The sequence below is a fragment of the Bradyrhizobium sp. LM2.9 genome (genome assembly GCF_054056555.1).
Map to the genome: position 1 here is coordinate 3,900,940 of NZ_JBSRYJ010000002.1, position 22,172 is coordinate 3,923,111.

Sequence of the window (22,172 nt, forward strand, 5' to 3'; positions counted from 1 at the left end):
AGTTGCCGGTAGTGTCTCAGTTTGAAATCTCATCGGATTCGCGCTTCTTGTAGGGACCGCGAACGGCCGCGACCGGGTTGGCGGCGTCGATCAGCGCAACCACGTCCGTCACCTTCATAACGCGGTCGATCAAGCCCGCAGCCATTGCTGGGGTAGCGCCAAGCGTCTTGTGGACGCGGCAGAAGTTGTAGAACACGAAATAGAGCGCCAGCGCGTGGCAGTGGTTTTCAAATTTCTTGCTGAAGGCATTGGTCAGGCGGGTGAACCGGCGCATTGACATGCGCATGGTGAGGTTCTGGCGCTCGACAAAGGACGTATTGATAAGGTCCGGGTCCGGGTTGCCCATGATCGGGTTCTTGATCGCGCCGATGCACTTGGGCGGGCTGTAGCGGTCAGCGCCAGCGTAGTCCGTCGCGAAAATCTTGTTCAGCATCGCATAATCGGCGTCGAAATCGACGGCGGCAACGGCCTTCAAATAGGCCTTGTGGCCGTCCGTGGTGAGCTGGACGCGGTTGGCAAGGCGCGCCTTCAAGTCGCCCCTGAAGGCGATGCCAGTGTGCTGGCTGCGGTCGCCAACGTGCCATGACACGATCAGCTTGGAGTCGGCATCCAGCGCCGTCCACGTCCACACGTCGCCAGCGGCATCAGGGGCGGCCTTGGCGAACTTGACGTTCTTTTGCTTCGCATAGGCGAACGACCAGATTTCATCGCACTGGACAGCCTTCGCCGTCACGCCGCGCACCGTAACGTCATGGAAGCGCGCGCAAGCCAGTCCGGCATCGATCAGCAGCTTGGAAACGGTGTTGATCGAAACCCCGGTGATCCGGGAGATCGACCGCATGGACGACCCCTCGCGGAGCATCTGGATGATTTGAACGCGGGTTTGCAGGGGCAGCTTGTTCATGGATTTCATAATGAACTTATTCTGCTTGCAGTCAAGCATTAGTTTCAGCTTGCGTTTTAGCGCAAGTTGGCTATCTTTATGATTATGAACCCTGATTCGCCAGACTTTCGCACTCCCGGCCAGCTGATAAAGGCGCTTTTAGAGGCCAACGGCTGGTCCAACCGTGTTTTGGGCATCGTTCTGGAGATAGATGAGAGCGGCGTTGGGCGCTTGGTCACCGATAAGCGCAGCGTCGACGCCGATCTGGCGCTGACCTTAGAGGAAGTGTTCGGCGTCCGCGCAGAGCGCTTTTTGGAATTGCAAAAGTCATACGACCTAGCCAAGGCGCGGATATCGAACCAGCCCGATCCGAAACGGATGGCCCGCGCCAAGTTGTATGGGGACCTGCCGGTTTCGGAGATGATCAAGCGCGGCTGGATTAACGCCAAGGATATTCGAGACGAATCCATCCCCTCAGAGTTGATGCGATTTTTCGGCGTCAACCGGCTGGACGACATCGAAATTCTTCCGCACGCCGCCAAGAAAACAAACGTGAATACGGAAGCAACCCCGGCCCAACTCGCTTGGCTGTACCGTGTGCGGCAGATGGCGAGTCAAATGCTTGTGGCCAGATTTGATCCGGCCGCCATGCCAACGATCTTCGCCAAACTCAAGAATCTTTTGGGGGCAGCCGAAGAAGCTCGCAAAGTGCCCCGAATTTTGGCGGAGCACGGCATTCGCTTTCTTGTGGTCGAATCGCTTCCGACCGCAAAGATTGATGGTGTTTGCTTTTGGCTAAACGACAACTCTCCGGTCGTTGCCCTTTCTATGCGCTTCGACCGGAACGACAATTTTTGGTTCGTCCTTCGACACGAACTTGAGCATGTTCGCCAGCGGCACGGCCTTCACCACATGATGCTGGACGCCGAACTTGAGGGCGAAAAGGCAGGTACGGGCGAGAACGTAGCCGAAGAAGAACGGCAAGCGAATTTAGCTGCGGCTGAATTTTGTGTGCCCAAGAAAATGATGGATGCCTTCATCGCTCGAAAGGCTCCATTGTTTGCTGAGCGTGACATCTTGGCTTTTGCCAAGATGACGAACGTTCATCCTGGTTTGATTGCGGGTCAATTGCGTCACCGCATCGGGGCGCTATGACCGGTTCGGCAATCACATCATAAAAATCCGCGGGATCGTCACGCCGAATGCGATCGTAGACGGATGGGGAGACGTTACACCGCTCGGTAACTAACGAGGACATACAGATGTCAAAACGTAAGGACATGCAGCGCCTGATAAGGGCCTACAAAGAAGAGACTAAGGTAACCGAAATCGATATGCGTAAGGTCGCCCTTTGGGCGGCGGGGAGAGGTTGGCCGCTACCCACACCACCCGATCCTATTGACTTGCTAACACGGCAATTCACGGATGCCGCTCGCGAAGTGATCGAATACGACAAGGCTACCGGTAAGCCTTATCGGGTCTATCACGCTCTCAAAACGTCGCACGGTGGGACGCAGCTTCACTTCTTTGTCGATATCGAAGAAGCGACGCGGATGCAGATGCACGTTTCTTTACAAAGCCGTCGAGAACAAATGGTCAGCGATGGCGTCATGCTCACTTACGATCAAGACCACTGGAATGCAGCGCACCCCACAGAAGAGCCAATTCAGCTTCCGCTGGATCTGACTTTCGACGTCGAATTGCGCAAGAACACGCCAGACGAAGAAGAAGGGGCGGCCTAAGAGCCGTCACCTTTCTTCCATCTAGCTTCGGCTGCAACGCGCGCGATTTCTGACCGTTGCTTGGGCGTAAGGCTAGCTGCCCTAGCCTTACCGCCGCGCCTGCCAAGGGCCGCAGCGGCCTTTGTTTCCGGCGCATCATTATCCTCAATCTCGCCGGTGGCGATCTTGGCGATCATGATGGCGTTGCCGATAGCGTCGGCTGGGCGCTTCTCGCCTTTAGGGCCTCTTGGCATCAAATGTCGTCCGTAGGGGTAATGAATACGTAGGCGCTTGGCTGCCCGCCATCAATCTCGGTTGTGTGAGTGATCTTGGTGACCTTGCCACGCACGTTGCCCGCGAATCCAGGCAGGGTCAGGTCAACATTCTCACCAATTCTTGGAACGGCGAGAAACTTGACACGAGCGCACCTAGATTCAGCGGTGTATGGCTCTACAAACACGTTTACTTCAATCACAGCATTCTCTCCCGCAAAGCTATAAGTAATGCTTAGCGGTAAGCTTCGCAAGGGAGGATGCGGTGGATCGGCTATTCGTGCTGGCGGGCGCAATCGTGCTCGCGGGATTTTTGAGCGGAGGCGTCTACTCCGTCACCGGGGGTGAACGCGGCAACTCAACCATTATCAATCGATTTACCGGGAGTGTTTGGGGCTGCACAATTCTGGAGTGCACGCCGACTGCATTCAAAATTTCAAACTGAGACACTACCGAGTTGCCCGTCTCGGCCCGCCGGGTCAAGCCGGGTACAAGACGGTGGAAAATCTGGGGACGAACGGGGGATAAGGCCGTGGACAATGTCCGGAGAACGCGCGGATAGCCTGTGGGCATCTCCTTCGAAACCCAGTCCCCAAAACGACTTCGCCCGCCAGGGGCAATCCCCCGACGGGCGCTGGTCGAAATCAGTCTTATGAAGAAAGTAACGCCGCTGAAAAATGGGAGGCGGAAATTACTTCAAGGAGGTGCTAATCGAAGTGAACTTCTCGTTCATCGTGGTACCCAGGCTGTTCACCACCGTGATGATCGCCAGCGCGATACCGGCTGCGATCAGGCCGTACTCGATTGCGGTTGCACCCGAATCGTCGGACCAGAACTTCAAAATCATGCGCTTCAAGTTTCGCCTCCATTTCCATTTCAAGCTGTGTTGGTTGACCTCAACGTCCGGAAATATACGGAGCACAACCTGCGGTCGGGTTAACCTCAAGATTGCAAGTTGTGCGAAAAATTGCGAACAAAAGTTCCAAAAATTGAACCGGACAGAACCCTAGGATGCAGTCTTCCCCCACCCATCGCGCCAGCTTTTCGATCGGCAGCGAGATCGCCGCCAAGCGTGTTGTGGACGTGCTCAACGAGGTGTTTTTCGAGGGCGATGCGGCGGTCGCCGCCTTCGAGCAGTCGAACGGACAATGGGACGTCGCGCTGCATTTCGCGGACGCGCCGGACCAGGCATGGCTGCGCGAACTCATTGCAACCTCAGCAGGAAACGAGTTCGCGGCAACGCTCGCCTTCGACACGATCGAGGCCAAGGACTGGGTCAAGGCGAGCCTGGAAGATCTCGTCCCGGTGCCGGCTGGGCGCTTCGTCGTCCATGGCAGCCACGACCGCGACCGCGTGACGCCAAACAAGCTCGCCATCGAGATCGAGGCGGCCCTCGCCTTCGGCACCGGGCATCACGGCACCACGCGCGGCTGTTTACTGCTGCTTGACCATGTCCTGAAGAGCTCCCGGCCAAGGAACCTGCTCGACCTCGGCACCGGGACCGGCGTGCTGGGAATAGCGGCGGCGAAGGCGCTGCATCGCGCCGTGCTGGCCTCCGACATCGACCCGGCCTCGGTACGGGTGGCAGCCGAGAACGCCTCTCTGAATGAGGTTGGTCACCATTTGCGGCTGATCTGCGCCACCGGCTTCGCCGCGCCTGATTTTGGCAGATGCGGCCCGTTCGACCTGGTGCTGGCCAACATCCTTGCCAATCCGTTACGGCAATTGGCGGGCCCGATGACGGGCCACCTCGCGCCCGGCGGACGCGTCATCCTCTCCGGCCTGTTGACACACCAGGCCCCCGCCGTGATCGCCGCCTACCGCGCGCGCGGCCTCGTGCCGCTGAAGCATTTGCGGATCGAAGGGTGGAGCAGTCTGTTGCTGCGGAAGCTTTCGTAGGGCGGATTGGCGCTGCGTTCGGCGCTGCGCTACTTCGCAGGCTTCTCGTCACGGCGTGTCGATGCGCGCAACGCCCGCTTTGCGCGGCGTTCGGCGAAACGGTCGATCATCTGGCTGAGGAGGCCGCGCGGCTTCTTCGGTGTCGCCGCAGTCGGGGCGCGGCGCACCGGCGGCGGAATCTTCTCAAACGTGAACGCTGGCATCGTGTGTCCCCTCGCCGTTGAGATGAACCACTTGCTCGAATTTCCCTATTATCCGGACGAAGCGCAACTGCTGCATCCTGTACTCCACTCAATTCGAATGGAACTTGTTTAAGCACAGTCCATGCCAGATGCGGCCTCGAATGCGTCTACATTGCGGACTGATCGTCATGATCCTAAAGTGATCCACCATGTTCGAAGCGCATTTCCAGACATTCGAGGAGCCTGAGGCCGGCGTCGCATTGGCGGCCCGGCTGGCCATGCTCCGTGAAGAGCTCGCCCGCCGCAAGCTGACCGGCTTCGTGATCCCGCGCGCCGATCAGCAGCAAAACGAGTATGTGCCGCCCTCGGAAGAGCGTCTGGCCTGGCTGACCGGTTTTACGGGCTCAGCGGGATTGGCGGTGGCGCTAACCCACGAGGCCGCATTGTTCGTCGATGGCCGCTACACGATCCAGGCGGCCAAGCAGGTCGATGCAAGGGCCTGGGCCGTGGAATCCCTGATCGATCCCCCGCCGGAAAGCTGGGTATCGACACACCTGCGGGCAGGTGACCGCCTCGGATTTGACCCGTGGCTGCACACTTTTGCGGCAGCCGAGCGTTTGTCCGCCGCCTGCGCCAAGGCCGGCGCCGAGCTGGTCGCCGTCGACAGCAATCCGGTCGATGCGATCTGGCAGGACCGGCCGCAGCCGCCGATTGCGCCGGTCGCGGTGCACGGGATGCAACATGCCGGCGTCACTGAAGCCGAGAAGCTGACGCGGATCAGGAGCGAGATCGGCAAGCTCGGCGCCGAGGCGCTGGTGCTGTCCGACAGCCATGCCGTGGCCTGGACCTTCAACATCCGCGGCGCCGACGTCGCGCATACGCCGCTGCCGCTGTCCTATGCGCTGGTGCCGAAGGACGGACGGCCGACCATCTTCATCGACCACCGCAAGCTCTCCAATCTGACCCGCGACCATCTCGAGCAGTCCGCCGACGTGCGCGAGCCCGACGCGATGGCGCCGACGCTGATGGCGCTCGCCAAGAGCGGTGCATCGATCGCACTCGACAATGCGACCGCGGCCGACGCCCTCAGCCGGCTGATCACGGGCGCCGGCGGCAAGCCGGTGCGCGGCAGCGATCCGATTGCGCTGCTCAAGGCGGTCAAGAACGCGACAGAGATCAAGGGCACGCAGACGGCGCACCGGCGCGACGCCGTGGCGCTGGCGCGCTTCCTCGCCTTCATCGACCGCGAGGCGGCAAGCGGCAAGCTCACCGAGATCGACGCGGTCGAGGCGCTGGAAACATTCCGCCGCGACACCGGCGCGCTGAAGGACGTGTCATTCCCGACCATATCAGGCACGGGCCCGAACGGTGCCATCGTGCACTACCGCGTCACCCGCAAAAGCAACCGGCGGATCGTCCCCGGCGATCTCCTGCTGATCGATTCCGGCGCGCAATATGAAGACGGCACCACCGACGTCACCCGCACCATGGCGGTCGGCGACCCCACCGGCGAGATGCGCGACCGCTTCACGCGCGTGCTGCGCGGACACATCGCGATCGCACGCGCGATCGTTTCCCGACGGCACCACCGGCGCGCAGCTCGACACACTCGCGCGACAATATCTCTGGGCCGCCGGCGTCGATTTCGAGCATGGCACCGGCCACGGCGTCGGCAGCTATCTCTCGGTGCACGAAGGACCGGCGAGGATTTCGAAGCTCGGCACCACACCGCTGAAGCGCGGCATGATCCTGTCCAACGAGCCAGGCTACTACAAGACCGACGGTTTCGGCATCCGCATCGAGAACCTCGAACTGGTGGTCGAAGCCGACATCAAGGGCGCGGAGAAATCGATGAACGCGTTCGAGACTCTGACCCTGGCGCCGATCGACCGCCGGCTGATCGATGTCGGCATGCTGGGCAAGGACGAGCTCGACTGGCTCAATACCTACCACGCGCGTGTGAGGGCCGAGGTCCGGCCGGCGCTGGACGAGGCGACGAAGGCCTGGCTCGATCAAGCGACGGCGGAACTGACGGCGTGAGCGCGCCGTCCCGAAGCCGCATGGCACTAAGCGATTTGCGCAAGGCTGCTTTCGCAACGGACTCTCATTCTGGCGCGAACCGCGCCCAATTCGTCGCCATCGCGCTGTTATCATAACCGTCCCGGAATCCGTATAGCCGCATTCCGAAACGCCGATATCCGTCTTGCGCGAGCACGCTACAGTCCGATTCGAATTTCCACGAGACGGACACGCATGCACGGCATGATCAGCAAGCCGCCGGAAACGGCGAAGAACATCGCGACCTCGCGCCTGGTGTTGCTGCTGCTCGTCGTCATGACCGGGATCGCGCCGATCTCGCTCTATATGCTGGTTCCGGCGCTGCCGGTGCTGGCGACAACATTTGGCAGCGACATCTCGGTCGCGCAGATGACGGTGTCGCTCTACATGGTCGGCATCGCGCTGTCGCAACTCATCATGGGCCCGCTGTCGGACCGGTTCGGGCGGCGCCCGGTGCTGCTCGGAGGACTGGCGCTGATGGTGGTCGCCAGCATCGCCTGCATCTTCGCGGAAACCCTGCCGCAGCTGATCGCCGCGCGCTTCTTCCAGGCGCTGGGCGGCGCCGCCGGCATGGTGGTGAGCCGCGCCATCATCCGCGACATCTACGCACGCGACCGCGTCGCCTCGATGATCAGCCTCGTGGTCGCGGCGCTGATGATCGGACAGATGGTCTCCCCGCTCACCGGCGGCCTGATCGAGACCGCATTCGGCTGGCGCGCGATCTTCTACGTCATCACCATCGCCGCGATCATTGTCGCCGGCGGCATCGCGGTCGCGCTCCCGGAGACGCGCCGCACCCGCGCCGCCGGCGGCGGTTTTCGCGGCGACGTCGGCATTCTCATTCGCAACCGCGCCTTCGTCGGCTACGTGATGTGCCAGGTGCTGGCCTCGCAGATCATCTTCACCTTCGCCGGCGGCGGTCCGTACATCGTGGTGACGCAGATGGGCAGGACCAGCGCCGAATACGGCGCATGGTTTGCAACGACGGGCTTTGCGTATCTCGTCGGCAATCTGCTCTGCGTGCGCTTCGCGCCCAGGCATTCGCTGGAGAAGTTGATCTGGTTCGGCCTCGCGCTCCAGCTTTGCGGCAGCCTTTTGAACCTGCTCTGGAGCTTCACAGGCTGGAACGAGGCGCCGGCATGGCTGTTCGGCACGCAGATGATCGTGATGGCCGGCAATGCCTTCGTGATGGCGAACTCGGCCGCGGGCGCGATCAGCATCCGCCCGGAGGCCGCGGGTACCGCATCAGGCGCGATGGGCTTCCTCCAGCAAGGCATCGGCGCGCTGATGTCGCAGTTCGGCGCCTATCTCGGCGGCCATTCCGCGACCACGCTGCCGCTCACTTCCGCCGTGCTGGCAATCTCCCTGCTCTGCGCCTGCACGATGATCTTCCTCGTCCCCCGCCGCGAGGTGGTGGTGAGCGAGACCTTGATCGAGCAGGCGGAGGAGGAAGAGAGCGGGATGATGTGAGGGGGCGGTATGCCGCCTCCCCGTCATTGCGAGCGAAGCGAAGCAATCCAGAATCTTTCCGCGTTGACAGTCTGGATTGCTTCGCTTCGCGTAACTGCCCAGGTCCGTTTGCTCGGTTAGGCGACGCTGAGTTTGTGGATGAGTTGTGTGGGGCATCGGGACAATGTTTCGAGCATGTTCCATCCGCGCTTTCGAGCGGTACCGATCAGGGTGCGAAGCGTGGCGAAATTGTCTGCGCCTTGTGAGGTGCGGAAGCCGGCAGAGATCTTCTGCCGCAATTTCATCATCCGAGCATCGCGCTCGGCCTCGTTGTTGGTAAACGGCACCGCCGAGTTGTGCAGAAACAGCAGCACCGCCTCTTTATGTAACTTGAGGCGCAACAGGAGATTATGGCCCGTGCGCCGTCTGATCCGCCCGCGCTTGATGTCGCGAGGCAGCGCGGGTAGCGCCTCGTGCCAGGCGATACCGGCGCGGATAATGCGGTCATAAAGTCGCTCGGCGGCGCGGATTCTGTTGGGACGCAGCGCGCCTGTCTGGTCGGTTGGATGCTCTGACGCCAGATTGACTTCGTGGCACAGGCAGCGGAGCAACCCGCGCATGCGCCGGGCCCAGGCCTCGCCATCGATGTCCACCAGCGCCGTCAACTCGCGCAGGTGATGCGCATTGCACAGCGCATGCGTGACACCGGACATCTGAAAATAGGATGTCCAATGGTCGTGCACAACGATATGCGCCGCTTGCGTCAGCACCTCGCCGCGCCTGGGTGAGACGCGATAATGCACCAGCCCATTGATCCCGGCGGTGCCCGCGACATGCAGCCATTGCGGCGTGGCGCCCACCCAGAACCCGGTCTCATCCAAATGCTTGACCGGTGCCCGGCGGATTTGCTCGCAGACTGCCGCAGCGAAATCCTGCGTCCGGCTGGCAGCCCGGGCGATCATTTGTCCGATCGTGCCGGCCGAGATGGTCACGCCAAACAGATCGGAGAGGATTTGCCCGAGCCGATCTTCAGGCAGAAACTGTCCCGCCGACAGATAGGTCACCACAGCGGCCAACCGGACGCCATATTGCGCCGGCGCCCTTACCTCGGGTGGAAACGATCCTGTCGTGACCGCGCCACAGCCGCTGCATTTGCAACGATAGAGCTGATGCTCCGTGACGAGCAGCGGCGCCGGCGCCGGCAGATCGAACACCTGACGGCTGCCGACAAGTTCCAGCTGTTCACCCTCCAGCGCCATTCGGCAGCGCCCGCATCTGACAGGGCGATGCATGATCGTATGATCGACCCGTTCGGACCGCTTCAAGTGTTTGCCTGCATGGCCGGGCTGGCCGCCGGGCTTCTTCAACCCTCGCTCACGCAGGCTCTGTGTCCGGCGAGAAGCCTGGCCCGGTCCATCGCTCGAAGGCGGCTTGCTGCTATTGGAGCTGTCCAGACCAAGCCGACGCTCCAGATCGGCCACACGCACCGTCAGCAATGCGTTCTGCTGCTCCAACATCAGGTTGCGCTCCTGCAACTCCCCAATCAGGGCCAGCAGGGCGTCCACAGACAATGAGGAATTTGGCGGCGTCACCCATACCTTGACTCACAAACACATGTGGTCAGTCAAGAGAATACAAACGGCCACCTGGGCAGTTACCGCTTCGCTCGCAATGACGAAAGAAAACCTCACTCCCCGATCAGCGTCAACCACTCGTCCTCGGTCAGCACCTTGACGCCATGCTTGTTGGCTTCCGCGAGCTTCGAACCCGCTCCGGGGCCGGCGACGACGAGATCGGTTTTCTTGGACACCGATCCGGACACCTTTGCACCTAACCGCTCAGCGGTGGCTTTGGCCTCGTCGCGTGTCATCTTCTCCAGCGAGCCCGTGAACACCACGGTCTTGCCGGCGACGGCGGAGTTGCTCTTCGGCCTCTCGGCGTCGATGATCTCGACCTCCTTGGTGAGCCGCTCGACGATGCCGCGATTGTGGCTCTCGCCGAAATAATCGGCGATGCTCTTGATCACGGACTCGCCGATCTGGTCGAGCGCATCCATCTCGGCCATCGCCTCCTCGTCGCCCTTGGCGACCTTGAGGCTGGCATCGTGGAAGGCGTCCCAGGAGCCGTAGCCGCGCGCCAGCGCCAGCCCTGTGGTCTCGCCGATATGGCGCATGCCGAGCGCGTAGATAAAGCGCTCCAGTGCAATCTTCCGACGGCTCTCGATCGCGCCAAACAGATTTCGCACCGAGGTTTCGCCGTAACCCTCGATGTCCTCCAGCTTGAGCTTTGCGTTGCGTTTCTCCAGCGTGAAGATGTCGGCCGGCTCCTTCACAAAGCCCTCGTCGAAGAAGTACTGAAGCTGCTTCTCGCCAAGACCGTCGATGTCGAAGGCGCGGCGCGACACGAACAGCTTCAGATGCTCGATCTTCTGATAGGGGCAGGCGAACTCGCCGGTGCAGCGAGCGCGTGAGCCCTCCTCTCCCGCCGCCGTCTCCTCGCGCGTGACATCGGTGTGCAACGGGCACGGGCACTTCTTCGGAAACTGGAATTCCTTGGCAGCCTTCGGCCGCTTATCGAGGACGACGTCGACCACCTGCGGGATGACGTCGCCGGCGCGCTGGATCACGACGGTGTCGCCGATCCTGATGTCGCGGCCCTCGCGCAGCACCTCGCCCTTGTTGCCGATGCCCTTGATGTAGTCCTCGTTGTGCAGCGTGACGTTCTGCACGATCACCCCGCCGACGCCGACCGGTTCGAGCTTGCCCACCGGCGTGAACGAGCCGGTGCGGCCGACCTGGATCTCGATGTCCCGCAGCACCGTCATGGCCTGCTCGGCCGGGAATTTGTGCGCGATGCCCCAGCGCGGCGTGCGCGAGACGAAGCCGAGCCGCTCCTGCCAGTCGATGCGGTCGACCTTGTAGACGACGCCGTCGATGTCGTAGTCGAGTTTTGCGCGCTGCTCCTCGATCGAATGATGGAAGGCGAGCAGCTCCTCGACGGAGTGACAGAGCCTGGTCAGCGGGTTGGTCTTGAAGCCGCAGCGCTCGAACCAGTGGATCATGCCGCTCTGCGTGCCCTCCGGCATCGCGCTCATCTCGCCCCAGGCATAGGCGAAGAAGCCGAGGGGGCGCGAGGCGGTGATGGTTGGATCCTTCTGCCGGAGCGAGCCCGCGGCCGAATTGCGCGGATTGGCGAAGATGGTGCTGCCTTCAGCCTTCTGCCGCTCGTTGAGCGCGAGGAAGGCCTTCTTGGTCATGTAGACCTCGCCGCGCACCTCGCAAATTTCGGGGACGTTGCGGCCCTTCAGCCTCTCGGGCACGTCTTCGAGCGTGCGGATGTTGGCGGTGACGTCCTCGCCTACCGCGCCGTCGCCGCGAGTCGCCGCGGTGACGAGTTCACCGCCCTCATAGCGCAGCGACATCGAGAGGCCGTCGATCTTCGGCTCGGCGGAGAAATCGATCTTGTCGTCGTCGAGCTTCAGGAAGCGCACGATCCGGCCGACGAAGTCGCGCAGATCCTCTTCTGCAAAGGCGTTGTCGAGCGACAGCATGGGGACGGCATGCCGCACCTTCTTGAAGCGGCCTGACGGTGCAGCACCGACTTTCTGCGACGGCGAGTCCGCGCTGACGAATTCCGGAAAGCGCTTCTCGATTGCGTTGAAGCGCTGGCGTAGTGCGTCATACTCGGCATCGGTGACGGTGGGCGCGTCGTCCTGGTAGTAGCGTTCGTTATGCCCCTCGATCTCGAGCGCGAGCCGCATGTGCTCGACCTTGGCCTGCGCCTTGGTGAGGTCGGCGACGTCGGGAAGCGGTTTGGATTTTGCTGCTCTGGCCATGGTGCTTGGATACGACGGAGCGGGCGGGAGGGTAAAGGCGGTTACAGTTTCGTACCCCGGACATAACGTTCTGGGTCCCGGCTCGCGCTTGCGCGCGTCCGGGACACGGGGCCTACGCCGTCGCCGCCTTGAGCAGCCGGTCCGCGGCCGCCCTCGCCTCGGCCGTGATCTCGGCGCCGGCGAGCATGCGGGCGATTTCCTCGCGGCGGTGGTCGGCGGCCAGAGCATTGACGCGGGTGGCGACGCGCTTGCCCTTGTCCAGCGCATCCTTGGAAATCAGCAAATGCTGGTCGGCACGGGCGGCGACCTGCGGGGCGTGGGTGACGGCCATCACCTGGACCTTGCCGGCGAGCCGCGCCAGGCGCCCGCCGATGGCGTCCGCGACCGCGCCTCCGACGCCGGTGTCGATCTCATCGAATACCAGGGTCGGCGCCGAGCCGCGGTCGGACAGAACGACCTTGAGCGCCAGCAGGAAGCGCGACAGCTCGCCGCCGGAGGCGACCTTCATCATCGGCCCTGGCTTGGTGCCCGGGTTGGTCTGCACCCAGAACTCGACGCGGTCGAACCCTTGCGGACCCGGCGTGGCCTCGTCGGTCTGGACCTGGGTCATGAACTTTGCGCGTTCGAGCTTGAGGGGCGCGAGTTCGGCATTGACGGCCTTGTTGAGCTTTTCGGACGATTTCTGCCGCGCCATCGACAGCTTCTTGGCGGCAGCCGCATAGCGGGCGTCGGCCTCGATCGCGGCCTGCTCCAGCTTTTTCAGCCGCGAGGCGCCGGCATCGATCAGCACGATTTCCGCGGCATATCTGGCGGCAAGCGCGGCAAGCCCGTCGACCGGCGTCGAATGCTTGCGAGACGCTGCACGCAAGGCGAAGAGCCGCTCCTCGATGCGTTCGAGCTCCGAAGGGTCGAAGTCCGTCGCGGCCAAGGCAGCCTGGAGATGCTGGTCGGCCTCTTCCAGCGCGTTGATCGCGATGTCGATCGCCTTCACCGCCGGCTCGACCAGTGCTGGCGAACTGGCGCCGCGGCGCTCCAACCGGCGCACCGCGGCCGACAGGGTCGCGACCGGCGAATGGTGGCCGCCGACCGCTTCCTGCGCTTCGCGCAGGTCGGAGGCGATCTTCTCGCCCTGCATCATGGTCGTGCGGCGGGAAGCCAGCGAGGTCTCCTCGCCGTCCCTGGGCGCGAGCTGCTTCAATTCGTCCGAGGCGTGGCGGAGGTAGTCCGCTTCGCGCGCGGCGCGCTCCATGCCGGCGCGATGTTCCTCCAGCGCGGTGTTGGCGGTGCGACGTGCATCCCAGAGCGCTTCGACGGCCGAGACATCTTTTTCGAGACCGGCGAAGGCGTCGAGCAGGCGGCGGTGGGTGGCGGCGTCGACCAGGGCGCGCTCGTCGTGCTGGCCGTGGATCTCGACCAGGGCGGCGCCGACCGCCTTCAGCGTCTGCACGCTGATCGACTGGTCGTTGATGAAAGCGCGGGTGCGGCCGTCGGCGAACTGGACCCGGCGGAGAATCATCTCGCCGGTATCCTCCAGCCCGTTCTCCGCGAGGATCTTCGCGGCGGGGTGATTTTTGGGGATATCGAACACGGCAGTGACCTGCCCCTGCTCCGCGCCGTGGCGCACGAGGCCGGCGTCGCCGCGGCCGCCGAGCGCCAACGCAAAGGCATCGAGCAGGATGGATTTGCCCGCACCGGTCTCGCCGGTCAAAACCGCGAGGCCCGTTGCGAATTCGATATCGAGCCGTTCGATCAGGACGATGTCACGGATCGACAGACGCGCGAGCATGGAATTCTATTTCCTAGCCGAGGCCCATTTTCTTGAAGGTCTTGCTAATCCAGGACCCCTGATTCTCGCTCGGTTCGAGACCACCGGATTTTACAAGATTATAGGCGTCCTTGTACCAGCGGCTGTCAGGAAAATTGTGCCCGAGCACGGCGGCGGCCGTCTGGGCCTCGCCGACGATGCCGATCGCCATATAGGCCTCGGTCAGGCGGTACAGCGCCTCCTCCACATGGCGGGTGGTCTGGTACTGCGTCACCACGGCCTTGTAGCGGTTGATCGCCGCTGTGTAATCGCGCTTCTGCGCGTAGTAGCGGCCGACATTCATTTCCTTGCCGGCGAGCTGGTCGCGCGCACCCTCGATCTTGGCCTTGGCCGAGGTCGCATATTCGGATGTCGGATATTTGCGCACCACCTCTTCCAGCGAGGCGATCGCCTTCTCGGTGCGGGTCTGGTCGCGGCTGATGTCCGGGATCTGGTCGTAATGCGAGGCGGCGATCAGGTATTGCGCATAGGCCGCATCCGGGCTGCCGGGATGCAGCGTGACGTAGCGGGTGGCCGCGCCGATGCAGCTGTCATAGTCGCCGGCCTGATAGGACGAATAGGCGGACATCAGCAGCGATTTGCGGGCCCAGTCGGAATAAGGATGCTGGCGGTCAACCTCTTCGAACTTCTTGTTCGCCGCCTTCATGTCCTTCTTCTCGTTCATGAGGTACAGGCCCTCATTATAGATCTTGTCGGCGGGCTCCTCGACGAAGGTGTCGTCCTTGGCGGTGAACTTGTCCCAAAGCGCGCCGGTGCCGCAGCCGCCCAGCGGCAGCGCGAGTACGAAGAAGGTAGCAGCCTTGAGCGATCCACGGACTCGAGACGAGACCTGGAGATATCCGCGCGTCATACGCTGTGCCGACATGAGTATTGCCCTGACGCCCTATGGTGCGGTGTCCGCCAGCCCATGAACCGCGTCATGGGCGCGAAAAGTAGCCGTGGTGCCTGCCATGCGACTACGCCGGTGTAATCGAAAAACGATCTTGAACCAACCGGATAGGCAGGCATTTCGCCCGGATTAAGGCGACCGCGCCGCAATCCTAGCCGATCTTCGTTACCAGGAGTTTCCCGGGGTCGGCGGGTACAAGTGGCCGCGACGAGAGGTCGGTCAGGACACGTCTCTCTTCAGGAAACGTCCGGCCCGTAGGCCGCGGCGATCCGGCCGCCGACGATGCCACGACCGACTTCGCCCACGGGACGCGCGGTGGTGCGGCGGGCCGCCTCGCCCTCGACCACCCGCCAGGCGGTCCGGTCGGCGAGCAGCGCGGTCAGGACGGCGTGGTTGAGCTTGTGGCCGCCACGGACCGAGCGATAGGCGCCAAGCAGCGGCAGACCGGCCAGCGCGAGGTCGCCGATCACGTCCAACACCTTGTGGCGGGCGCATTCGTCGGCGTAGCGGAGGCCTTCGGTGTTGAGCAGCCGCTCCTCGTCGAACACGACGGTGTTGTCGAAGGAGGCGCCGAGCGCATAGCCGGCGCTCCAGAGCCGCGCGACGTCGCACATCAGACCGAAAGTCCGGGCCCGGCCGACTTCGCGGCGAAAACGCTCCGGGTTGAGGTCGAAGGCGTAGCTCTGCTGGCCGATGACAGGATTGGTGAAGTCGATCTCGACCTCGGCGCGGAACCCGCTGGCGTAGGGCCTGATCTCGCCGAAGGAATCGCCGACCTTGACCGAGATCGGCTTCAAAACCTGAATGAAGCGGCGCTGTGCCGATTGGGTCACGATGCCGGCCTGATCGATCGCTGCAATGAAGGCCGCGGCGCTGCCGTCCATGATCGGCACTTCCGGCCCGTCGATCTCGATAATGGCGTTGTCGACGCCCATGCCCCGCAGCGCAGCAAGTACATGCTCGGCGGTGGAAACCAGCGGGCCGCTGCGATCGCCGAGGACGGTGGCGAAATCGGTCGCGATCACCTGCTCGGCGGTCGCCTGAACTTCGCGGTCACTTCCCTCGAGCCCTGTGCGGACAAAAATAAAACCCGCGTCGACAGAAGCGGGCCCAAGCGTGAGAGTGACGGGAAGACCGGAATGAACGCCGACGCCTGCCACGGAGGCTTGCGCACGAAGCGTTGTTTGCCGGCTAAATTTCATCAGGAACCGCCCCACTACGACCATCGCGACTTATACTGAACCCGACTGACCGGCCAAGGCCGCCCGCTCCGAATCCGTATCCCCAAGTCACGGCAAACCATAGTCACTGCCTCAAACAGCGCCAACTCACGCTTTTTTACCGATTGTTACCCCAAACCTGCCGTATTCGCGCCAAGGCTTAACCAAATTAGAGCGAAGTTCGGGACCGTTATCGGCAGTTTTACTGAACCATCGAATACGTAATTAATGATTTAAAATCAGCTGCTTGGCGATGCAATCCGGATATGTACCGGACAAAAGGAAAGGTCCCGGCAAGCTTCCCGCCGGGACCTTTTTTCGTCTGCCTTATTGTAACAATCCTCAGGTCGCCTGCCGCCGCAGGAAGGCCGGGATATCAAGATGGTCGTCTCCCTGTGGCGCCGGGGCAACAGGCGCGGGACGGCCATGCATGTCCAGGCCCTGCGGCGCGGGACGGCGGGCATACTCGGACACCGGCTCGCTGGACGCGATTTGCTGCGCCACGGTCTTCTGGGTCCGGCGATCGGGCAGCGGCGGCATCGCGGGACCGGCGGTACGGGCCGCGATCGGCGCCTCGCTCTCCTCGTCGCGACGGCCTAGGCCGACATTGGCGAGGCGCTGGAGCAGCGACAGGCGGGTCTTCTGCGGGGTCTCTTCTTCAAGCTCGCCGCGGGCCTGGCGAAGCTCGGCCTGGGCCGGCATCGGCAGTTCTTCGATACGCGGCATCCGCGGTGTGCGGACCGGCGCACGCTCCGCCTGCGGCGGGATGAAGGTTTCCGGCGTCATCTGCTCATGCATGGCCATCGGCGCCTGCTCAGGCTCCGGGAACAGCGTGGGCTTCTGCGCGATCGGGCGCACGGTGACGTCGCCATAGGTCTGCATCGGGGCGGGAGCCTGCGGCACGTCCGCAACGGCGGCAGCGATGGCGGCGAGCGCAGCGCGCTCGACGTTCGCACGCGGAGCCATGGGAGCGGCGGCAAACTGGCCCGGTGCGGCGCCCGGGATCTGCGTTTCCAGCTTCTGGGCGCGCTCGGCCATGCGCTGATTGTCGGCGCGCAACCGCGCGGTCAGATCGGCGAGGCGGCTCTCGGCAACCGCGGCCGGAGCAGCGGGAGCCTGCGGTGCCTGCGGTGCCGCGTTCGCGACAGGAGCGCTGGTGGCCTGGCTGTTGCGGGCGATCGCGGCCTGTTCGATGCCGGTGGCGACGACCGAGACGCGGATCAGGCCGTCGAGCGCCTCGTCGAAGGTCGCGCCGACGATGATGTTGGCGTCCTGGTCGACTTCCTCGCGGATGCGGGTCGCAGCTTCGTCGACCTCGAACAGGGTGAGATCCTTGCCGCCCGTGATGGAGATGAGGAGGCCCTTGGCGCCCTTCATCGAGCTATCGTCGATCAGCGGGTTGGCGATCGCGGCTTCAGCGGCGGTCAGCGCGCGCTTGTCGCCGGAGGCTTCGCCCGTGCCCATCATCGCCTTGCCCATTTCCTTCATCACCGCTCTCACGTCGGCGAAGTCGAGGTTGATCAGGCCTTCCTTGACCATCAAATCGGTGATGCAGGCAACGCCGGAGTAGAGCACCTGGTCGGCCATCGCGAAGGCGTCGGCGAAGGTGGTCTTCTCGTTGGCGACCCGGAACAGGTTCTGGTTCGGGATGATCAGGAGCGTATCGACGACCTTGTGCAGCTCGTTGATGCCCGCTTCCGCGGTGCGCATGCGGCGGCCGCCCTCGAAGTGGAAGGGCTTGGTCACGACGCCGACGGTAAGGATGCCCATCTCGCGCGCGATCTTGGCGATCACGGGAGCCGCACCGGTGCCGGTGCCGCCGCCCATGCCGGCGGTGACGAACACCATGTTGGCGCCCGAGAGATGGTCGCGGAGTTCGTCCATCACCTCTTCGGCCGCGGCCGCGCCGACGACCGGCTGCGAGCCTGCGCCCAATCCTTGCGTCGCCGCCGTGCCCATCTGCACGATGCGCTGCGCCTTCGACATCGTCAGCGCCTGCGCGTCGGTGTTGGCGACGACGAAGTCGACGCCCTGAAGGCCCGCCGTGATCATGTTGTTGACGGCGTTACCACCGGCGCCGCCGACGCCGAACACGGTGATGCGGGGCTTCAGTTCGTGAATATCAGGAACATTGATGCTGATGGTCATGTTTGCCTCTCGATCACGCGCGCGTGGGTTCGCCCCGGCCGACGGCCGCGGGAGTTGGTGAAATTCGAAGATTGCGGAACCGGTTCATCAGAAGCCCTCGCGTAGCCATCGTCCGACCTTTCCAAAATAACCGCCCGTCCCTGTCTTGACCTGCTGCCGCGTATGCCGCGGTTCGACATGTTCCTGGTGAACATATTGCGGGTAGACGAGAAGTCCGGCGGGCACCGCGAACGCGGCGTTCTTCGCCTCGTTGGGCAGCCGGCCGAATCCGAGCGGACGTCCGACCCGCACGGGCCGGCCGAGAATCTGCGTTCCGAGTTCGACGAGGCCCGTGAGCTGCGAGGCCCCGCCGGAGAGCACGACGCGGCCGTTGGGCTCCGAGGCGAAGGGCGAATCCTTCAGCTTGTCCCGAACCATTTCGAAGACTTCCTCGGCACGGTGCTTGACGATATTGGCGATGGTAGCGCGGGAGACGATCTGCGGCAGATCCTGTTCGTCACCGGCTGTCGGTACAGACATCAGCTCACGCGAGTCCGATCCGCCGGTGATGACGGTCCCGTATAACGTCTTGATTCGCTCGGCATCGGCAATGGTCGCGGAGAGTCCGCGCGCCAGATCCATCGTGATATGTTGCCCGCCGACCGCAAAAACCCGCGGCATGCACGAACCGGCCGCCGGAATAGACCGCGATCGTTGTCGTGCCCGCGCCCATCTCGACGACGGCCGCGCCCAGATCGGCCTCGTCGTCGGTCAGCACCGACAGGCCGGCCACATAGGGGCTCGCCGCCATGGCTTCGACGTTGATGTGGCAGCGTTCGACCGCCAGCATCAGGTTGCGCGCCACGGTGGCGTCGCAGGTGACGACGTTCATGTCGACGCCGAACTGATGCGCGACCATGCCGCGGGGATCGCGGATGCCTTTGACGCCGTCGAGCGTGTAGCCGACCGGCAGCGCGTGCAGCACCGTGCGGCCTTCGCCGGTGGCGTGGCGCATGCCGGTGGAGGTGACGCGGCTGACATCGGCCGGCGTCACGGCGCCACCGCGGATGTCGGCCGCAGCTTCGACCAGTTGGCCGGAGAGCCGGCCGCCGGAGACCGACAGCAACACGGACTCGACCCGCACCTTGGCCATTTTCTCCGCAAGCCCGAACGGCCTGGCGCACCGCCTGCTCGCATTCGCCTAGATCGACCACCGCGCCGGCCTTCATGCCGCGCGACTGGATCTGGCTGTAACCGATCAGTTCCACCGCATGGGTCCGATCGCGCAGGGCTTCGCTCGGCGCCGACGGCCTCAGCCGCGCGATCATGCAGGCGATCTTGCTGGTACCGATGTCGAGGCAGGCGACGAGGCCGCTGCGCTTGTGCGACATCGGGCGTGTCTTCGGCGTTTGGGTGCGATCAAGACCGGTCATGCGGCGTCCCCGGTCTTTTTCTTCTTCTTGTCCTTGAACAAATCTTCGCGCGCTTTGGCGGCGTCCTCGGACAGCTGCACCACAAGCCGATCGGGCAGGCGCAGGTCGACGGCGACGATGTCGCGGGAGAACAGCCTGTCCTCCTTGTCGAGCCTGGACAGCATCGCAAGCGCGTTGCCGACGTCCTGCTCGGGCAGCCGGATATCGAGGCCATCCTTGAGCCTCAGGTTCCAGCGCCGCTCGCCGACGAAGATCGCGGCCTTGGTGATCGAATTGACTTGCGGATAGCGCGCCAGCAGCGCGAGGAAATCGCGGGCCTGCGTATCGGCGCCCTTGCCGACCACGAGCGGCAGCGACAGGAACCGGCGCGAGACATAGGGCTCGAGCACGGCGCCGTCATCGGCGATGACGGAAAGCCGGCCGGCCTCCTGCCACAGCGCGAACGCCTTGCGCTCGGTGAGCTCGATCATGAGCTGGCCCGGATAGAGCTTCAGCACGGTCGCATCCGCGATCCAGGGATTGCCCTTGAGCTTGTCGCGCACGGCGTCGGCGTCGAGGAACAGCAGCGATGAGCGGCCGCTGACGCCGCCGATCGCCAGAATCTCATCCTGGCTGAGCTGCTTGCGGCCGTTGATCACGACGGAGGTGATGCGGAAGCCCGCGGAATTGGCCAGCGCGTTGCGGGTGTCGTTGACCGCGGTGATGAAATCCTGGAGATGGCCGCCCTTGACGATACCGAAGCCGCAGCTTCCGATCAGGAGCAGCACCGTCATGCTGATCCCGACCCGGCGCGGCATAAAGCGCTCGACCAGCGCGACCACGCGCGGCGGCGGCTCGCGCTCGACGACGGCTTTGGCCTTGGTCTTGTCCCTGGCGGCCGCGCGGGCGCCGTGAAGTCTTTCCTCGCGCTTGTCCTGCACCCACTCGTGCAGAAGCACGACCGCTCCGATAGCGGCCGCCTTCAGGTCAGCTTGGGGCCTCAGCGATCTGAAAAGCGACCGAGTGAGGCTTCCTGCTCCATCCATTGCACGAGCTCGTCAACAGTTTGCCCGCGACATCGCGCGGGTCCTGGCGAATATGACGTCTCGGACTTGCCGGGCCGGGTGCTGGTCTTCAGCAGAAGAAAACCTCTCCCCTTCAGAGCGTTCGCTGGAGGTGACAACACCCGCAACGGTCCACGCGCCGGCAGCCAAAGCGTCATATGCGCCGCCAGCGTTAACCTTCGGACGTCCTGGTAAACAAAAGGTAAAGTTCGTTAACGACGAGAGCTTTTTGCCCAGGCCGGTGAGGCATTTATGCCGCAATGTCCGGCATTTTACCGGTTTTGGGTTCCAAAACCGACCGTTTCGCCACTTCGGCCGTTAACCAATCCTAATTATTTTCGCACACCGGGCACGGCGAGTTCGACCAGACCGCGCAGGAAGTCGACGAATTCGATGCCCTCGGCCTTCAGCGCCTTGGGATAGAGCGATGACTTGGTCAGGCCCGGCAGCGTATTGGTTTCGAGATAGACCAGGCCCTTGTCCGAGACGATGAAGTCCGAACGGGAATAGCCGGTACAGGACATCGCCCGGTGCGCCAGCATCGACTGCTGCTTCAATGCGGCGGTGATCTCCGCCGTGAAGCGGCCGGGGCAGATCTCCTGGGTCGACTTCAAGAGATATTTCGCGGCGTAGTCGAAGCTACCCTCGCCCGGAATGATCTCGATCGGCGGCAGCGCGATGATCGACCCGTCCGCGCCGCTCCAGCACGCCGCAGGTCGCCTCGACGCCGGCGATGTAGGGTTCGATCACGTATTCTTCGTGCTTCGCCGCGTTGCGGACGGCGACGAGATCCTGCTTGGCGTTGACGAAGATCAGGCCGTAGCTCGAGCCATCCTTCGCGGGCTTTGCGATCAGCCGGCCGTATTCGGCGAACGCCTCGTCGATCTCGTCCAGCGCAACGTTGGCCGGCGGCGTCACGCCGCCGAGCGCGGCGAAATGCTTGGCCGCGATCTTGTCGAAGGCAAGATGCGAGGAGGCCGAGCCCGAGCCGGTGAAGGCCACGCCGCGCGCCTCGCACATCACCTGCAATTCGCCGTTCTCGGCACGCCCGCCATGCAGGCCGAGCACCAGCACGCGACCTTCGGCCTTGGCCTGGTCGAGCGCCTGCGCCAGCGGAATGCCTGATGTACCCGGCTTGAACTCGTCCTCGAACGGGCGGGCATGTTCGAGCAGCTGCTTGGACTGCACGACATGCACCTTGTCCTCGACGTCCCACCACCAGAGATCGGCCTCGGGCAGCGCCTGATGCAGCGCCTGGGCTGACGCGACCGAAACCAGACGTTCGCGGTTGGAGCCGCCGAAGAGGATGGTGATGCGCATGTTCTCTCGTCGCTTG

At 63.4% G+C, this 22,172-nt stretch carries 16 protein-coding genes and 3 pseudogenes; 6 read left to right on the top strand and 13 right to left on the bottom strand.

Going from position 1 to position 22,172, the window contains the following annotated elements:
- Window positions 1-16: 16 nt before the first annotated feature.
- Window positions 17-904 (bottom strand): IS1 family transposase, encoded by an 888-nt coding sequence (locus ACVWW3_RS20515; protein WP_456649784.1) that lies wholly within the window; start codon window positions 902-904, stop codon window positions 17-19.
- Window positions 905-982: 78 nt separating this feature from the next.
- Here ACVWW3_RS20515 and ACVWW3_RS20520 point away from each other — a divergent pair, with 78 nt between their 5' ends.
- Together ACVWW3_RS20520 and ACVWW3_RS20525 are read left to right on the top strand one after the other, a co-directional pair.
- A complete protein-coding gene (locus ACVWW3_RS20520) occupies window positions 983-2,038 on the top strand; it encodes an ImmA/IrrE family metallo-endopeptidase (RefSeq protein WP_456672095.1) in 1,056 nt (351 codons plus the stop codon).
- Window positions 2,039-2,145: 107 nt separating this feature from the next.
- On the top strand, window positions 2,146-2,625 hold the full coding sequence (locus tag ACVWW3_RS20525; protein ID WP_456648851.1) for a hypothetical protein: 480 nt from the start codon (window positions 2,146-2,148) through the stop codon (window positions 2,623-2,625).
- Here the strand turns inward: ACVWW3_RS20525 and ACVWW3_RS20530 are convergent.
- The 3 genes from ACVWW3_RS20530 to ACVWW3_RS20540 all read right to left on the bottom strand — a co-directional run bounded on the left by ACVWW3_RS20530 (window position 2,622) and on the right by ACVWW3_RS20540 (window position 3,723).
- On the bottom strand, window positions 2,622-2,801 hold the full coding sequence (locus ACVWW3_RS20530) for an RNA-binding protein (RefSeq protein WP_456648850.1): 180 nt from the start codon (window positions 2,799-2,801) through the stop codon (window positions 2,622-2,624). The genes ACVWW3_RS20525 and ACVWW3_RS20530 overlap by 4 nt on opposite strands.
- A 56-nt stretch (window positions 2,802-2,857) precedes the next feature.
- A complete protein-coding gene (locus ACVWW3_RS20535) occupies window positions 2,858-3,079 on the bottom strand; it encodes a hypothetical protein (protein ID WP_456648849.1) in 222 nt (73 codons plus the stop codon).
- A 488-nt stretch (window positions 3,080-3,567) separates the two neighbouring features.
- Window positions 3,568-3,723, bottom strand: a complete 156-nt coding sequence (locus ACVWW3_RS20540; protein ID WP_456649783.1) for a Flp family type IVb pilin — start codon at window positions 3,721-3,723, stop codon at window positions 3,568-3,570.
- Window positions 3,724-3,887: 164 nt separating this feature from the next.
- Between ACVWW3_RS20540 and ACVWW3_RS20545 the strand changes: the two genes are divergently transcribed.
- The 4 genes and pseudogenes from ACVWW3_RS20545 to ACVWW3_RS20560 all read left to right on the top strand — a co-directional run bounded on the left by ACVWW3_RS20545 (window position 3,888) and on the right by ACVWW3_RS20560 (window position 8,485).
- Window positions 3,888-4,775, top strand: coding sequence for a 50S ribosomal protein L11 methyltransferase (locus tag ACVWW3_RS20545; protein WP_456648848.1), 888 nt, complete (start codon window positions 3,888-3,890; stop codon window positions 4,773-4,775).
- Window positions 4,776-4,781: 6 nt separating this feature from the next.
- Window positions 4,782-5,090, top strand: a complete 309-nt coding sequence (locus tag ACVWW3_RS20550) for a hypothetical protein (protein WP_456649843.1) — start codon at window positions 4,782-4,784, stop codon at window positions 5,088-5,090.
- A gap of 76 nt (window positions 5,091-5,166) precedes the next feature.
- Window positions 5,167-6,997 (top strand): annotated as a pseudogene (locus ACVWW3_RS20555) (aminopeptidase P family protein).
- A 213-nt stretch (window positions 6,998-7,210) separates the two neighbouring features.
- Entirely contained in the window at window positions 7,211-8,485 is a 1,275-nt protein-coding gene (locus tag ACVWW3_RS20560) for a multidrug effflux MFS transporter (RefSeq protein WP_456648846.1), read from the top strand.
- A 116-nt stretch (window positions 8,486-8,601) separates the two neighbouring features.
- On the opposite strand, the gene tnpC is transcribed toward ACVWW3_RS20560, so the two are convergent.
- The 9 genes and pseudogenes from tnpC to ACVWW3_RS20605 form a co-directional block, all read right to left on the bottom strand.
- Entirely contained in the window at window positions 8,602-10,056 is a 1,455-nt protein-coding gene (gene tnpC, locus ACVWW3_RS20565; RefSeq protein WP_456647658.1) for an IS66 family transposase, read from the bottom strand.
- Between the two features lie 95 nt (window positions 10,057-10,151).
- On the bottom strand, window positions 10,152-12,299 hold the full coding sequence (gene ligA, locus ACVWW3_RS20570; protein WP_456648845.1) for an NAD-dependent DNA ligase LigA: 2,148 nt from the start codon (window positions 12,297-12,299) through the stop codon (window positions 10,152-10,154).
- A gap of 112 nt (window positions 12,300-12,411) precedes the next feature.
- Entirely contained in the window at window positions 12,412-14,085 is a 1,674-nt protein-coding gene (recN, locus tag ACVWW3_RS20575) for a DNA repair protein RecN (protein WP_247442538.1), read from the bottom strand.
- Window positions 14,086-14,098: 13 nt separating this feature from the next.
- A complete protein-coding gene (locus tag ACVWW3_RS20580) occupies window positions 14,099-14,989 on the bottom strand; it encodes an outer membrane protein assembly factor BamD (protein WP_247347720.1) in 891 nt (296 codons plus the stop codon).
- Window positions 14,990-15,249: 260 nt separating this feature from the next.
- Window positions 15,250-16,215, bottom strand: a complete 966-nt coding sequence (gene lpxC / locus ACVWW3_RS20585) for a UDP-3-O-acyl-N-acetylglucosamine deacetylase (RefSeq protein WP_456648844.1) — start codon at window positions 16,213-16,215, stop codon at window positions 15,250-15,252.
- Between the two features lie 360 nt (window positions 16,216-16,575).
- Window positions 16,576-18,381: a cell division protein FtsZ gene (ftsZ, locus tag ACVWW3_RS20590; protein ID WP_456648843.1), complete on the bottom strand. Its 1,806-nt coding sequence runs from the start codon at window positions 18,379-18,381 to the stop codon at window positions 16,576-16,578.
- Window positions 18,382-18,468: 87 nt separating this feature from the next.
- Window positions 18,469-19,793: pseudogene (gene ftsA, locus ACVWW3_RS20595) on the bottom strand (cell division protein FtsA).
- Window positions 19,790-20,818: a cell division protein FtsQ/DivIB gene (locus ACVWW3_RS20600; RefSeq protein WP_456648842.1), complete on the bottom strand. Its 1,029-nt coding sequence runs from the start codon at window positions 20,816-20,818 to the stop codon at window positions 19,790-19,792. The pseudogene ftsA and the gene ACVWW3_RS20600 overlap by 4 nt, the downstream one beginning before the upstream one ends.
- Before the next feature lie 350 nt (window positions 20,819-21,168).
- Window positions 21,169-22,156, bottom strand: a pseudogene (locus tag ACVWW3_RS20605) (D-alanine--D-alanine ligase family protein).
- Window positions 22,157-22,172 lie beyond the last annotated feature (16 nt).

Excerpts from the sequence above, each read along its gene's own strand:
- ACVWW3_RS20545 (WP_456648848.1), top strand. The coding sequence starts at position 3,888 with ATGCAGTCTTCCCCCACCCATCGCGCCAGCTTTTCGATCGGCAGCGAG.
- lpxC (WP_456648844.1), bottom strand. The coding sequence starts at position 16,215 with ATGAAATTTAGCCGGCAAACAACGCTTCGTGCGCAAGCCTCCGTGGCA.
- ACVWW3_RS20560 (WP_456648846.1), top strand. The coding sequence starts at position 7,211 with ATGCACGGCATGATCAGCAAGCCGCCGGAAACGGCGAAGAACATCGCG.
- ACVWW3_RS20540 (WP_456649783.1), bottom strand. The coding sequence starts at position 3,723 with ATGATTTTGAAGTTCTGGTCCGACGATTCGGGTGCAACCGCAATCGAG.
- ACVWW3_RS20600 (WP_456648842.1), bottom strand. The coding sequence starts at position 20,818 with ATGGATGGAGCAGGAAGCCTCACTCGGTCGCTTTTCAGATCGCTGAGG.
- ACVWW3_RS20525 (WP_456648851.1), top strand. The coding sequence starts at position 2,146 with ATGTCAAAACGTAAGGACATGCAGCGCCTGATAAGGGCCTACAAAGAA.
- ftsZ (WP_456648843.1), bottom strand. The coding sequence starts at position 18,381 with ATGACCATCAGCATCAATGTTCCTGATATTCACGAACTGAAGCCCCGC.
- ACVWW3_RS20520 (WP_456672095.1), top strand. The coding sequence starts at position 983 with ATGATTATGAACCCTGATTCGCCAGACTTTCGCACTCCCGGCCAGCTG.
- ACVWW3_RS20530 (WP_456648850.1), bottom strand. The coding sequence starts at position 2,801 with ATGATCGCCAAGATCGCCACCGGCGAGATTGAGGATAATGATGCGCCG.
- ACVWW3_RS20515 (WP_456649784.1), bottom strand. The coding sequence starts at position 904 with ATGAACAAGCTGCCCCTGCAAACCCGCGTTCAAATCATCCAGATGCTC.
- ACVWW3_RS20580 (WP_247347720.1), bottom strand. The coding sequence starts at position 14,989 with ATGTCGGCACAGCGTATGACGCGCGGATATCTCCAGGTCTCGTCTCGA.
- ligA (WP_456648845.1), bottom strand. The coding sequence starts at position 12,299 with ATGGCCAGAGCAGCAAAATCCAAACCGCTTCCCGACGTCGCCGACCTC.
- recN (WP_247442538.1), bottom strand. The coding sequence starts at position 14,085 with ATGCTCGCGCGTCTGTCGATCCGTGACATCGTCCTGATCGAACGGCTC.